Raw genomic sequence first — 12,235 nt, 5'->3', positions numbered from 1 at the left:
ATTTCTTGCATATACTGCTCCAGCGTCAACCGGTTATTCAAGCTCACCCGACTCCTCCATGGATGTGCCGAACGGACGGCGCTTAACCTCTCCGCCTTCCTCCACGACCATCTCGATTTTTTGTTCGACCTGCTCCAGCTTCTGGCTGCACAGCTGGGATAGTTTCATTCCCTTCTGGTACAGATCTATGGCTTTCTCCAAAGGCACGTCTCCATCCTCCAGCTGGCCGACAATCAGCTCCAGCTGCTCCATTGCTTCCTCAAAGCTCATCTCTGCTTCACTCGACATGTTCCTTCTCCTCCTTGATTCCCCAGATTTGACATTGCAAAGAGCCGTCACTGACCTTGACCTGAACCAAATCGCCGGGCTGAACCTCGCTGGTCTTCTTGATCAGCCGACTTTCGTGCTCATCATAGACCAGACTGTAGCCGCGCGACATGACCTTCAGTGGACTGAGTGCATCCAGATGGCGGATTCTTGATAGAAGCTCCTGTCGTTTCGACCGCAAAATAAACTGCATCGCTTGCTTTAGCCCGTCGCTGGCGTCATCCTTTCTCCTGCGTCCCGCCTCGGCCTGAACCTTCGGATTCAGCCGAACCAATCCCTGATTCAGAGAAGCCAAGCGCTCCCGGCTGTAGCGGGTATGTCCCTGCAGGCTGCCCTGCAGCCGCACTTTGAGCAGATCCAGCCGCTCGGCATGCCGGAGCATGTAGCGGCGAGGATGCACCAGTGCCGGAGAGCGTTGCAGCGAGGACAGCTGTTCACGGCTTCTGCGAAGGGACTGCTGCAGGCTCTGCCGGAGCTGCTTCTCCCGTTCCCGCAGCCTTTCCTTCAGCTCCAGCTGATTGGGAACAGCCAGCTCGGCGGCCGCTGTCGGGGTCGCCGCCCGGAGGTCAGCCGTGAAATCCGCGATGGTGAAATCCGTCTCATGACCCACTGCAGAAATGACAGGTATTCCGGAAGCAGAAATAGCTCTCGCCACCGGCTCCTCGTTAAAGGCCCACAGCTCTTCCAGCGAGCCGCCGCCCCGGCCTACGATGAGCAGCTCTGCTTCCTGCAGCCGATTCAGCACCGTAATACCCTTGACGATCGAGGCCGCGGCCCCCTTCCCCTGCACCAGTACGGGGTAAAGCACCACTTTAGCCTGTGGATAACGGCGTCGAAGTGTAATCATGATGTCCCTGACCGCAGCGCCTGTGGGCGAGGTAATGACCCCGATCGTCTGAGGGTAAGAGGGTATAGGGCGTTTGCGCTCCGCGGAGAACAGCCCTTCACTCTCAAGCTTTTTTTTCAGCTGCTCAAAGGCCAAATACAAGGATCCGATCCCGTCCGGCTGCATGTGAATGGCGTAGAACTGATACTGTCCATCCCGTTCATAAACCGTCACATTACCTCGAGCAATAACCCGGGCACCTTCCTTCGGAATAAAGGGAAGCTTCTGGTTGTGAGCCGAGAACATGATTGACTTGACACGGCTGCCTTCATCCTTGAGCGTGAAATACATGTGACCGCTGGAATGATGCGTAAAATTCGAAATCTCTCCCCGAATCCACACGTCCGAAAGCCGGGGATCTCCGTCCATTTTCATCCGGATATAGCGGTTCAAGTCCTTGACGGAAAGAACGCGCTGCGGCTCGGCCGGTTTCATCATTAGGCCAGCCCGTTCAGGCGCTTCGCCGCCAGCAGCGTGTTCTGCATCAGCATGGTGATTGTCATCGGGCCCACACCACCGGGAACCGGAGTAATATAGCCGGCAGCCTCTTTAGCGGATTCATAATCCACATCGCCTGCCAGCTTGCCGCTGTCCAGACGGTTGATGCCTACATCAATGACAACGGCACCCGGCTTGATGTAGGAAGCATCCACCTTGTTCGCAATACCAATGGCGACCACGAGAACGTCAGCCTGTCTTGCGATCTCCTGCATATTAGCCGTGCGGGAGTGACACATCGTTACGGTTGCATGCTCCCGCTGCAGCAGCAGGGATACGGGCTTGCCGACAATATTGGATCTGCCGATGACAACGGCGTGCTTGCCTTCAAGCGTTAAGCCGGTGCGCTTGATCAATTCAATAACACCTGCCGGCGTACAAGGAAGCAGGCTGTCCTCTCCGATGACCAGGTTACCCACGTTGACGGGATGGAAGCCATCTACGTCTTTTTCAACAGCAATCGCGTCGATCACCGCTTTCTCCTCAATATGCTTTGGCAGCGGCAGCTGCACGAGAATGCCGTTAATCTGCTTGTTCTGGTTCAGCTTGTCCACCAGCGCAAGCAGCTCCTCCTGACTGGTTGATGCCTCAAGACGGTGCACCTCGGAATAAAAGCCGAGCGTTTCGCAGGCCTTTGCTTTATTGCGGACATAAACCTGGGAAGCCTGGTCTTCGCCGACCAGTACAACAGCCAGACCGGGAGTGACACCCTTGCCTGCAAGCTCCTTGACTTCCTCCTTGATGCTCTCCCGAATTTCCTGCGACACCTGTGTTCCGCTAATTACGTTTGCACTCATTTCAAGCCTCTCCCTTGTCATTGAAATTGAAATCGTGGAATCGTAAACCTGGACTGCTGCTATTTGTCCGTTCTGGCTGCGCTGTTACTCGGCAAAGCCTTCCAGGCGTGCCGTTACCTGCTCCAGATCCTGAAGCATTTTCCCCAGTACGCCATTTACGAACTTGCCTGACTCCTCCGTGCCAAAATGCTTGGACAGCTCGATCGCTTCATTCACGGCCACCTTGCCAGGCACGTCATCACGGTAGACCATCTCATAGACAGCCAGACGCAAAATTTGACGGTCTACGCGAGACAGACGGCTAACCTGCCAGCCCTTCAAATAGTCTGTCAGCACACCATCCACGCTGTCCTTCACCTTCCAGCAGCCGTTAACAAGCTGAAGCAGGGTATCGCGGACGCTGTCTTCATCGCCGTCAATGCTGCGCTCGGTCTCATTCTCCTCGGCTGCTTCAGACAGCAGCATGGCAACGGCTTCCCCGCTCTGTACATCGTTCATTTCCATTTGATACAAGCTTTGAACTGCAATTTCCCTGATGACACGTCTTTTCATGTGTTTCCTCCTGCTTGGACCTTTTGAATCCCAGTTAATATAAAGCTTAGTATATCCCTATATGAAAAAAACCTGTGATGCACCTTTCTTTTTCGCTGTGCGAACGGACAGAGTGGTCTTCTCGCATTTGCCAAAAAGGAAGGCATATCACAGGGCTTCATTTAAACAGCCGCCACCGCTCCGTCAACCAGCGCCCCCATTCCTGCCAGCGATACAGGGGGCCTTGACGAAGATCACTTCGTTTACCGAAGGTGTAGCCGATAAATACCACAAATGCAAAGAACAGCATATCCCAAAATCCAAATGCTAAATAAATGAACCCACAGACCAGACCGCTGGCCACACCAAAGATTCGTCCTCCGTGACTCTCCCATATCGCTTTCCATGACATCCGAAGAAGCTCACCTCTATTCTACGCGGCTCTTGAAGCTGGGCGCCTGAACCACGTTTGCAATATACACGGCGACGCCGGAAACCGGTATTCCTGTTGTATCCTCCACGAAATCGTGGACCTGCTTCTGCACCTCGGTGGTCAGGGCCGGGATGGATTCCTCACCATCTACCACAGCGCGAATCGTAATGTCCAGGCCTGCCTGGGATACCTTGATTCTTGCCTTTAGATCCCGAACTCCCCGAACACGGGAAGCAGCCTTCAGGCACAAATTCTCGATCGTTTCCACAGAAATCTGAATATCTCCATATTCGGTGCGCTGATCAATGGAATTTGTCGTTGTGCGATCACGGCGGATGGAGATATAGAAGAACCGGATACTCATCAGCAGAAGAACAGCCGCTGTAATGATACAGCCAAGAAACAACACTTGTTCCTGGTCGAAGGTCAGATCATAGGGAATAACACCGCTCAGCAGGAGGATGGCAACGATGGATATAGCGCCGATGCTCAAGCTGTAAATAAAAAGCATAAAGCGGTCCAGGATTTTAGCCATGAACAGCACAGCCTCCTTAAAATTAGATGAAACCCTCGACAACCGTCAAGGGCTCAATAAGTAACTTATTTCACTCGCTGAATATGGTCCGGATCCTCATGCTTCTCGCTGGTTTTGGCAAAATGCACATCATGGATATGCACATTGACTTCCACCACATTCAGTCCAGTCATATTCTCAATGGAGCGCTTTACGTTGCGCTGAATTTCACTGGCTACCTCGGGCAGCCGGTGACCGTACTCTACGATCACGGATACATCAACAGCAGCTTCGCGCTGGCCCACTTCAACCGTAACTCCCTTGGAGAGGTTCTTGCGGCCGAGCAGCTCGACAATGCCGCCGGCAAAGCCGCCGCTCATTCCAGCCACGCCTTTAACCTCTACCGTAGCCAGTCCCGCAATAACCTCGATGACTTCCGGTGAGATCTGGATCTGACCGATATCCGTCCGTTCAAATTCGGTCGGCGTCTGCAATGAATCTGCCATAGTCACGACACACCTTTCAATTTCAAATTAATATCCGAGCAGATACAGCATGCACACATTAAACCTACTATATCATCTGCCACATTCCTTGACAAACCATACCCTTGGAAGACCTATACCTCGTGATCCTCCAGGAATTTGATGTCGAAGTCACCCTGAAGAAAAACCGGATGGTTCAACAGCTTCTGGTGAAAAGGAATCGTAGTATGAATGCCCTCGATCTCAAACTCCACCAAAGCACGCTTCATCTTGGCGATGGCTTCTTCCCGGGTCGGAGCCCAGACAATCAGCTTGGCAATCATGGAATCGTAAAAAGGCGTAATCGTGTATCCCGGATAAGCTGCGCTGTCCACGCGAACGCCCGGGCCGCCAGGAGGAAGATAGAACTGGATTTTGCCCGGTGCCGGCATAAAGCCTTTGTCGGGATTCTCCGCATTGATCCGGCATTCCATAGACCAGCCGTTAATCACGACCTCTTCCTGCTTGAAGGACAGTGGATGCCCTTCGGACACGGAAATCATCTCTTTGATCAGGTCAACCCCGGTAATCATCTCGGTTACAGGATGCTCGACCTGAATCCTTGTATTCATCTCCATGAAATAAAACTGATCATCCGGTCCCAGCAGAAATTCCAGCGTACCGGCCCCAGAGTAATGAACAGCCTTTGCTGCACGGACCGCTGCCTTCCCCATACGCTCCCGAACCTCTGGAGTCAGCACTGGACAAGGCGCTTCCTCAACGAGCTTCTGACGGCGGCGCTGAACGGAGCAGTCACGCTCTCCCAAATGCACGGCATTACCATGACGGTCCGCAATAATCTGAATTTCAACGTGCTTCATGCCGGTTAGAAACTTCTCCAGATAAACGCCAGCATTGCCGAATGCCTTCTGGGCTTCCTGCTGCGCAGTGGTAATCTGCTTGATCAGGGATTCCTCGTCATCCGCGATGCGGATGCCTTTGCCACCGCCGCCGGCCGTGGCCTTGATAATAACAGGGTAGCCGATATCCCTCGCGATCATAACCGCCTCATTCAGATCCTCTACCAGGCCATCGGAGCCGGGAATAACAGGCACGCCGGCATCCTTCATTGTCTGCTTGGCCACCGCCTTGTCGCCCATTTTGGAAATGGCATCCGCCGAAGGGCCAATGAACGTAATATTGCAAGACTCGCAAATTTCAGCGAAGTCAGCGTTTTCAGCGAGAAAGCCGTAGCCGGGATGAATCGCGTCACACTCTGTCAGTGTGGCGACACTCATAATATTCGTAATGTTCAAGTAGCTGTCCTTTGACAGGGTGGGACCTATGCAGTAGGCTTCATCCGCCAGCTTGACATGAAGGGAATCATGATCCGGCTCGGAATATACAGCAACCGTGGAAATGCCCATTTCCCGGCACGCACGAATGATGCGCACCGCAATTTCGCCGCGGTTTGCAATCAGCACTTTTTGGAAAGTCATGCAGTTTACCTCCTTCGAACTTGTCGTTGTCGTGAAATGGTGTGATTCGGATGGAGGCGATTAATCCGGCTTCACCAGGAACAACGGCTGACCAAACTCGACCAGCTGACCGTTCTGAACGAGGACTTCAACGACTTCACCCTTGATCTCAGCTTCCAGCTCATTCATCAGCTTCATCGCTTCAATAATACATACGGTGGATTTAACGCCCACCTTATCGCCAGCGCTGACAAACGGCGGCGCTTCCGGAGACGGGGAGCTGTAGAACGTTCCAACCATAGGTGACACAATCTTATGTAGGGAGCTAGCTGCATCTGCGGCTGCAGACGGCTCAACAGGAGCTGTCGCAGGAGCCTGGCTTGGAGCCTGCGAAGGTGGTTGGAAAGGCTGCGGTACTGCATAAGCCTGAGGTGCAGCCTGGTAGCTGACGACTTCAGGATTTCCCGGCTTCTTGATGGACAGGCGGGTGCCTTCATTTTCGATTTCGAGCTCTTGAATAGAAGTTTGATCCACAAGCTCGATCAATTCCTTAATCTCGCTTAACTTGAACATTCTCAACTCTCACTCCTTCACGATCTGTCAAATTCAGCTTATGACAGTGTCAATAACTTAACGTATTATATCATAAACCGAAGAAATGGAAAGAGTCCAAGTCTTTATCCCGGACTCTTTCCACAGCTTCATATCAGGAGCAAAGGAGTCTTAAGGCGTTACATATTGGACACTGATCTTATCCTGGGAAACATTCAGCTCCTTCATGACCATGCTGACAATGCCTGCAGCATTTTTGGCATCCAGCCCTTCGCTCAGAACGACAACGTTGTAACGATCGTTCTCCTCCTTCACTACAGCATTCTCAAATTGCTGCTGCAGCTTCTCCTCGATGGACCACAGAATGGATTCTTTTTCCTCCAGGCTGTTAAGGTCGTCAGTCACTTTGGCGGTTTCTTCCGGCGTCGTGTTCTGATCCCCCAGCTTAGCCATCAGCTCCTCATGCAGCTGCATATTCTTGTTCGCCCGGTCCAGCTGATACGACTCCAGCTTGGCGGATGACGAGCCTGCCTGTACCTGGGCCACCTCTTCGAGAATTTCATCCTCGGATTTGGCCGTTTCCTTGCCGGTCTCATTCACAGCGGTATCCTCTGAGCCTGCTTCCGGCTGAGCGGGATTTCCGGTTTCATCGGCAGCCTCGCCATTGCCCTTGGAGGTATCTGTGTCACTGCCGGCTGCCGCATCCTCAGACTTGCCGGCATCGCCGTCTACGCCTTCCTCCACCACTTCATGGACGACAATTTCATCACCCTGGGCCTGCAGACCAAAATCCTGCGTCCGCTCTGCCACCGGCGGCGCCGCGGGTCCGGCGTCCTCCGTGAACAGATAATACGCTGAGAGCACAACCATCAGGCTTAACATGGATACGAGCCAAATCGTTTGTCTTTTGTTATTCATTTTGAACACTTCCTCCTTTAAAATAACACTTGGAATCACTCTGGTTTCACTCACTCCTGCTTGCGCGGCACGACTGAAATCTTATAGCTTGGTACACTGAGTCCTCTTTGAACAGCATCAACAATCAAGCTTTTGACAACCTCATTCTCAGCCCCCTTGGCTACGATCAGCACTCCGCGCACCTGCGGCTTGATCCGCTTGGTCACAATTGGGGTCTGTTCACCCGATGACTCGTAAGTTACAATCTCACCGTCCCGGGTATAGCTCGTTACATGCCGCTTGCCGCCTCCGGCATCGTTCTCCTCAGTCAGCTCCTGGGAATCCTTAACGTTGCGCTGTACAATAATCTCTTCTGTGGATTCCACCGTAATCATCACATCCACGGCGCCGACACCGACGATCTGCTCCAGCATGACCCGGGTCCTTGTTTCAAACTCCTGCTCAATATTTCCAAATGGACTGCCGCCTGGGTCCGGTGCAGGTGCCGCCAGCGTAGACGCGGGGTTATCTGGCGGCTCCCGCCCGATATTTTCGTGATCCAGCTTCTTGACGTTCACAAAGGAATTGAACAGCATCATGGCCACTCCCAGCAGCCCGAGAATAATAAGCCAGCGCAGGGTTTGCATTTTTTTCGCCCCGCCGTTCTCACCGCCCAGCCACTGCTCCAGCTTCTTGCTCCACTTTCCCAATACGGGCCCCCTCCTTCAGCTTATTTTCTGCCGTAACCGTGATGTTCTTCTCTTGAATGCTCCATGAAGCGCGAAGCAGCTTCTTCACCGCGGCTTCCTGCGCCTTCAGCCACGCTTCCTGTTCAGCGCCATAGGGCTGGGCAGAGACCTCTTGCTCGGAGACATCTGGGCGCTGCTCCACTTCAATAACAACCGGGTCAATGCTAACCGGCTCTATATCTTTACGCCCTCTCCCGGAAGGAGTCTGTACGTCGTTCACGTTCTCCCCGGGCGGCCTCAGCCTGACAACTACCGATGAAATCACAGGCTCAGGCTCAGATCCCCTACCACCTTCTTGTAGCAGCAGCGACACCTCGACCGCCTCCGGCTCTTCTCCTGTCTCCGCTGCAATCTCCTTCTTCATCTCCAGGGCTGCCTGCTCGGCGGCCCATTGGAGGCTTTGCCGCTCTCGCGTCTCTTTGATGTCCTCTGCCTGTGCCAGGATCTGTGCGAGACCTGTCTGCGCCTGCTTCGAGCCCTGCTCAATCGACTCCAGCTGCTCTGCCAGCCTTACCTCGGGTGCCTCATGAAAGAGCTGGAGGATCGGCTGCAGCAGCGCCAGCAGAACCATAAGGCTCAGCACAAGACGCGCATAGCGCTGCATGGAATTTCCAGGCAGCAGCAGCTCTACCAGCGCTGCAAAGATCACAATCAGGATGACGTTTCTCAGCCATTCACTCAGCCAATCCATGACATCCCTCCCTTCCATTTCACACCGCTATCGCATCATGACCGTAATGTTGGCTGCTGATAAGAGAATCGTAATGGCCAGAAAGAACATCAGACTGACTGCGGCCAGCGCTGCAAACACATATAGCATGGTTTTGCCAATAGCCTGCAGGCATTTCACGATCGGCGTATCCCCCAGTGGCTGCATGATGGCCGAGGCCAGGTTATAAATGAGTGCGAGCGCCAGGATCTTGATGCCGGGAAACGCACATAGAAACAAAATGATGATGACACCGGCGAGACCAATGGAGTTCTTCACGAGCAGGGAAGCTGAAATAACGGTATCTGTCGCATCAGCAAACATTTTGCCTACGACGGGAACGAAGTTGCCTGTCACGTATTTGGCGGTTCGAATAGCGACACCGTCCGAAATCGATCCAGTCACCCCTTGTACTGAAATGACACCGAGAAAGACGGTGAGCAGGACGCCCAGAATCCCCATCCCAATCCCGCGAAGGAGATTGCCGAGCTGTGTCAGCTTGTACTTTTCTGATAGAGAGCTCACCAGATACAGCATGGCAGCGAAGAACAACAGCGGAAACACGACTGTACTGATCAAGGTGCCCACGGTATGAACCATAAAGATGATCAGGGGATGCGAGATCGACACGGTCACGACATTGCCCATAGAGGCCAGGAGCGCAAACAGCAGCGGCAGCATGGCCAGCATGAAATCGATCATCTGATCAATCGCATCCTTGGCATATCCGATGGCCACCTGGAAGCTGTTCACGGCGATGACGAGAACGACCATATAGCAGATGGTATAGGCTACCCGGCTCACTGTGCTTTTTTCAAAGGCCGTGTGCAGATTTTCCAAAATCATACTCAGAATGCTGATCATCATAATCGCGGCGAGCAGCCTGCCATTGTACAGCACCTCGTGCCAGATATATCCCATGAGGGTAGACAGCATCGTCGACAGCTCCAGCCCTTCGCCTCCGGGCAGCAGCAGATCCATCAGGGAAGGGGACTGTCCATCCGGAAAAAAACCGCCGTACTCCTGCATAAGCTGGTCCCAATATTGCTCCACCGGCTCTACCGGCAGCTCCTCCGCCTGCTCCTGCACCCACTGGTCGGCTGGTGATGTCGAAGACGCTTCAGCGAAAGAAACACCCGGCAGAAAAGACAGGATAAGCAGAGGAATCAGCAGGATCACGAGCCGTGCCGGAAGACCTGGCCTCGCCGGATATGACTTCAAGTTCATCCCCTCTTTCTCAAGCCGGCAGCAGCTTCAGTACCGTTTCAATAATGATGCCGATGATCGGCACGGCCAGAACCAGAATCAGCACCTTTCCGGCCATTTCAATCTTGGAGGCGATGGATTCCTGACCGGCATCCCGGACGACCTGAGCTCCCATTTCAGCAATGTAGGCAATGCCGATAATTTTCAGGACTGTCTTCAGGTAGATGATCTGCACGCCGGATCTCTCTGCGAGATCCTCCAGCATGGTGATGACCGTCCCGATCTTGCCCGCCAGAAACAAAAAGATAACAACGCTCGTGGTTACCGTAAGCAGAAAAGCAAATAGCGGCTTCTGTTCTTTAATAATCAAGATCAGTATGGTGGAGATCAGTCCGATACCGACAATTTGTATCATATCCATGGCGGTCTAGGCCTTACTGAAACAAAAATATCGTTCGGATTTCCTGAAGCAGATCATCCAGCAGCCGAACCACCATAAACAAAACAACGACGAATCCAATCAATGTTACCCAGTGTGCCATATCCTCTTTTCCCATCTGCTTCAGGACGGTATGAATCATGGCAATAATTATGCCAATCCCGGCAATTTGGAAAATGGCGTTCACTTCTATGTTCATTTCCTGGCACCTCGCTAAAAGATCAAAATGACGATCAATGCACTGATGAGAAAGCCCAGGCTTTTACTCATTTTTTCATATCTGGCCTGATCCTCTCGGGCCGCTGCCTCTTCATGCTTCAGCTGGCTGGCGGCAAGTGCAATATGCTTCATCTGGTCCTGCCGGTCGCTGGTGCCAAGCACAATGCTCAGCTGCCGGATCACTTCCCGTTCAGCCGGCTTCATGCTGGTCTGCCCCCAGTACAGCCGGAGCGAGGACTCCATGCTTTCCTGAACGGACAGACCCGCCTGCGGTCCCATTCCCCGAGCCGCCTCCAGAAACAAACCGGAGAGCGGCATCTTCATCGAGGCTCCGATTCGCTCCAGAGCCCGGGGCAGCGGGGTAAAGCCATAGCTGATTTCTGTCTCCAGCCTCTGGAGTGCCAGAATCAGCTCGCGGATCTGCCGGGGGCGGGCGGCGAATTGCCTGGCTTGATACAAGCCGGCCAGCCCGCCGGAGAGGATAACCAGAGCAGCGCCAAACCATTTAAGCACTCAGGTCACCACCCCGTGCGGCCACGATGACTTGATCTCGTTGACGCTGGCATCATACAGACGAAAAAAGAAGCCCCCTTGTGACCTGTCCAGCACGGCATAACGCTCGAACACCCGGGCCTTCATGAGAGAAGCAAGCGCCTGTCTGCCCGCTGCATCCTCCAGGGAGGAGCCGTGGGCCGTAGCAACCACGCTGATTCCGGCATGGAGTGCTTCCGAGACCGCCTCTGCATCCTCCGGCCTTCCGATCTCGTCCACCAGCAGTACCTCCGGCGACATGGAGCGAATCATCATCATCATGCCTTCCGCCTTCGGGCACCCGTCCAGCACGTCAGTTCTGGGGCCCAGATCGAAGGAGGGTACCCCCTGAATGCATCCGGCTATTTCAGAGCGTTCATCCACTACGCCAACTTTTTTCCCCTGACAGGCTGTGAAAGCTGAAGGTGAATAGCCGCTGCTGATCAGCCGAGCCAGATCGCGCAGGATCGTTGTCTTACCCTTCTGCGGAGACGATACCATTAGCGTATGCCTGATCCGGTTTCGATCCCGATCCAGCAAATAGGGCAGCAGCGGCTCGGCAGCGCCTCTGATTTCTTTGGCGAGCCGAAGATTAAAGCTGCTAATATCCCGGATATGCCTCACCTTCCCATCACTAAGCACAGTTCGTCCAGCCAGGCCGACACGGTGTCCGCCAGGTATGGTGATGAAGCCCTTGCGAAGCTCCTCCTCCAGCGTGTATAAAGAATGATTGCTCATCATATCCAGCAGCCTCAGCATATCCTCCCGGGTTGGCTTGTACGCCTCCTCCGGCTTGCGTGTAAAGGTTCCAGCGGGTGTTAGAAACTGAAACACTCCTTCATAGTTCAGCTCCAGCGGGCGGCCTTCCCGCAGCCGGATTTCTTCCAGCGGCTTCATGACGTCTTGAGGCATGCAACGCAGCAGAGCCTGAATATGATCCGGAAACAGATCCAGCCAGCTTGTATTCATAAGCATTTCCTCCAGTGTAATTCGTTGCTAAGTCAT

The 12,235-nt window shown here is 53.6% G+C and carries 17 protein-coding genes; all 17 read right to left on the bottom strand.

What is annotated here, in order from left to right; genetic code table 11:
• Positions 1 to 33: 33 nt before the first annotated feature.
• Positions 34 to 288, bottom strand: coding sequence for an exodeoxyribonuclease VII small subunit (gene xseB, locus ACH6EH_RS00190; protein ID WP_138225492.1), 255 nt, complete (start codon positions 286 to 288; stop codon positions 34 to 36).
• Positions 278 to 1,648 carry an exodeoxyribonuclease VII large subunit gene (xseA, locus tag ACH6EH_RS00185; RefSeq protein ID WP_397330929.1) on the bottom strand — a complete coding sequence of 457 codons (1,371 nt, stop codon included), beginning with the start codon at positions 1,646 to 1,648 and terminating at the stop codon, positions 278 to 280. The genes xseB and xseA overlap by 11 nt, the downstream gene beginning before the upstream one ends.
• 2 nt (positions 1,649 to 1,650) lie before the next feature.
• A complete protein-coding gene (gene folD / locus ACH6EH_RS00180) occupies positions 1,651 to 2,508 on the bottom strand; it encodes a bifunctional methylenetetrahydrofolate dehydrogenase/methenyltetrahydrofolate cyclohydrolase FolD (RefSeq protein WP_397330645.1) in 858 nt (285 codons plus the stop codon).
• An 84-nt stretch (positions 2,509 to 2,592) separates the two neighbouring features.
• Positions 2,593 to 3,060, bottom strand: a complete 468-nt coding sequence (gene nusB / locus ACH6EH_RS00175; protein ID WP_397330644.1) for a transcription antitermination factor NusB — start codon at positions 3,058 to 3,060, stop codon at positions 2,593 to 2,595.
• A 157-nt stretch (positions 3,061 to 3,217) separates the two neighbouring features.
• Entirely contained in the window at positions 3,218 to 3,451 is a 234-nt protein-coding gene (locus ACH6EH_RS00170) for a DUF2273 domain-containing protein (RefSeq protein ID WP_138225489.1), read from the bottom strand.
• 16 nt (positions 3,452 to 3,467) lie between these two features.
• The gene (gene amaP, locus ACH6EH_RS00165) at positions 3,468 to 4,007 is read right to left on the bottom strand and encodes an alkaline shock response membrane anchor protein AmaP (protein ID WP_208204062.1); all 540 of its coding nucleotides are present in this window, start codon (positions 4,005 to 4,007) and stop codon (positions 3,468 to 3,470) included.
• Between the two features lie 65 nt (positions 4,008 to 4,072).
• Positions 4,073 to 4,492 (bottom strand): Asp23/Gls24 family envelope stress response protein, encoded by a 420-nt coding sequence (locus tag ACH6EH_RS00160; RefSeq protein WP_138225487.1) that lies wholly within the window; start codon positions 4,490 to 4,492, stop codon positions 4,073 to 4,075.
• Positions 4,493 to 4,605: 113 nt separating this feature from the next.
• Positions 4,606 to 5,949, bottom strand: coding sequence for an acetyl-CoA carboxylase biotin carboxylase subunit (accC, locus tag ACH6EH_RS00155; RefSeq protein WP_138225486.1), 1,344 nt, complete (start codon positions 5,947 to 5,949; stop codon positions 4,606 to 4,608).
• A gap of 60 nt (positions 5,950 to 6,009) precedes the next feature.
• Positions 6,010 to 6,501 (bottom strand): acetyl-CoA carboxylase biotin carboxyl carrier protein, encoded by a 492-nt coding sequence (accB, locus tag ACH6EH_RS00150; RefSeq protein ID WP_397330643.1) that lies wholly within the window; start codon positions 6,499 to 6,501, stop codon positions 6,010 to 6,012.
• Positions 6,502 to 6,651: 150 nt separating this feature from the next.
• On the bottom strand, positions 6,652 to 7,398 hold the full coding sequence (locus ACH6EH_RS00145) for a SpoIIIAH-like family protein (protein WP_397330642.1): 747 nt from the start codon (positions 7,396 to 7,398) through the stop codon (positions 6,652 to 6,654).
• Between the two features lie 50 nt (positions 7,399 to 7,448).
• A complete protein-coding gene (gene spoIIIAG / locus ACH6EH_RS00140; RefSeq protein ID WP_175415253.1) occupies positions 7,449 to 8,087 on the bottom strand; it encodes a stage III sporulation protein AG in 639 nt (212 codons plus the stop codon).
• Positions 8,044 to 8,817, bottom strand: coding sequence for a stage III sporulation protein AF (gene spoIIIAF / locus ACH6EH_RS00135; protein ID WP_397330641.1), 774 nt, complete (start codon positions 8,815 to 8,817; stop codon positions 8,044 to 8,046). The genes spoIIIAG and spoIIIAF overlap by 44 nt, the downstream gene beginning before the upstream one ends.
• A gap of 27 nt (positions 8,818 to 8,844) precedes the next feature.
• Positions 8,845 to 10,056, bottom strand: coding sequence for a stage III sporulation protein AE (gene spoIIIAE / locus ACH6EH_RS00130; RefSeq protein ID WP_397330640.1), 1,212 nt, complete (start codon positions 10,054 to 10,056; stop codon positions 8,845 to 8,847).
• A 16-nt stretch (positions 10,057 to 10,072) separates the two neighbouring features.
• Positions 10,073 to 10,462, bottom strand: a complete 390-nt coding sequence (gene spoIIIAD, locus ACH6EH_RS00125) for a stage III sporulation protein AD (protein ID WP_138225481.1) — start codon at positions 10,460 to 10,462, stop codon at positions 10,073 to 10,075.
• 13 nt (positions 10,463 to 10,475) lie between these two features.
• Positions 10,476 to 10,679 carry a stage III sporulation protein AC gene (gene spoIIIAC / locus ACH6EH_RS00120; protein WP_138225480.1) on the bottom strand — a complete coding sequence of 68 codons (204 nt, stop codon included), beginning with the start codon at positions 10,677 to 10,679 and terminating at the stop codon, positions 10,476 to 10,478.
• 14 nt (positions 10,680 to 10,693) lie between these two features.
• On the bottom strand, positions 10,694 to 11,212 hold the full coding sequence (gene spoIIIAB / locus ACH6EH_RS00115; protein WP_397330639.1) for a stage III sporulation protein SpoIIIAB: 519 nt from the start codon (positions 11,210 to 11,212) through the stop codon (positions 10,694 to 10,696).
• Positions 11,213 to 12,199 carry a stage III sporulation protein AA gene (gene spoIIIAA, locus ACH6EH_RS00110; RefSeq protein ID WP_397330638.1) on the bottom strand — a complete coding sequence of 329 codons (987 nt, stop codon included), beginning with the start codon at positions 12,197 to 12,199 and terminating at the stop codon, positions 11,213 to 11,215.
• Positions 12,200 to 12,235 lie beyond the last annotated feature (36 nt).

Origin of the sequence: Paenibacillus sp. JSM ZJ436 (genome assembly GCF_044383795.1) — a bacterium.
Taxonomy (GTDB): domain Bacteria; phylum Bacillota; class Bacilli; order Paenibacillales; family Paenibacillaceae; genus Paenibacillus_AQ; species Paenibacillus_AQ algicola.
The sequence above is the reverse complement of the archived record's forward strand: the minus strand, read 5'-3'. Positions and strand labels throughout refer to the sequence as shown.

Bases quoted from the DNA above. Each gene is read 5' to 3' on its own strand.
- xseB (WP_138225492.1), bottom strand. From the start codon at position 288: ATGTCGAGTGAAGCAGAGATGAGCTTTGAGGAAGCAATGGAGCAGCTG.
- xseA (WP_397330929.1), bottom strand. From the start codon at position 1,648: ATGAAACCGGCCGAGCCGCAGCGCGTTCTTTCCGTCAAGGACTTGAAC.
- folD (WP_397330645.1), bottom strand. From the start codon at position 2,508: ATGAGTGCAAACGTAATTAGCGGAACACAGGTGTCGCAGGAAATTCGG.
- nusB (WP_397330644.1), bottom strand. From the start codon at position 3,060: ATGAAAAGACGTGTCATCAGGGAAATTGCAGTTCAAAGCTTGTATCAA.
- ACH6EH_RS00170 (WP_138225489.1), bottom strand. From the start codon at position 3,451: ATGTCATGGAAAGCGATATGGGAGAGTCACGGAGGACGAATCTTTGGT.
- amaP (WP_208204062.1), bottom strand. From the start codon at position 4,007: ATGGCTAAAATCCTGGACCGCTTTATGCTTTTTATTTACAGCTTGAGC.
- ACH6EH_RS00160 (WP_138225487.1), bottom strand. From the start codon at position 4,492: ATGGCAGATTCATTGCAGACGCCGACCGAATTTGAACGGACGGATATC.
- accC (WP_138225486.1), bottom strand. From the start codon at position 5,949: ATGACTTTCCAAAAAGTGCTGATTGCAAACCGCGGCGAAATTGCGGTG.
- accB (WP_397330643.1), bottom strand. From the start codon at position 6,501: ATGTTCAAGTTAAGCGAGATTAAGGAATTGATCGAGCTTGTGGATCAA.
- ACH6EH_RS00145 (WP_397330642.1), bottom strand. From the start codon at position 7,398: ATGAATAACAAAAGACAAACGATTTGGCTCGTATCCATGTTAAGCCTG.
- spoIIIAF (WP_397330641.1), bottom strand. From the start codon at position 8,817: ATGGATTGGCTGAGTGAATGGCTGAGAAACGTCATCCTGATTGTGATC.
- spoIIIAD (WP_138225481.1), bottom strand. From the start codon at position 10,462: ATGGATATGATACAAATTGTCGGTATCGGACTGATCTCCACCATACTG.
- spoIIIAC (WP_138225480.1), bottom strand. From the start codon at position 10,679: ATGAACATAGAAGTGAACGCCATTTTCCAAATTGCCGGGATTGGCATA.
- spoIIIAA (WP_397330638.1), bottom strand. From the start codon at position 12,199: ATGAATACAAGCTGGCTGGATCTGTTTCCGGATCATATTCAGGCTCTG.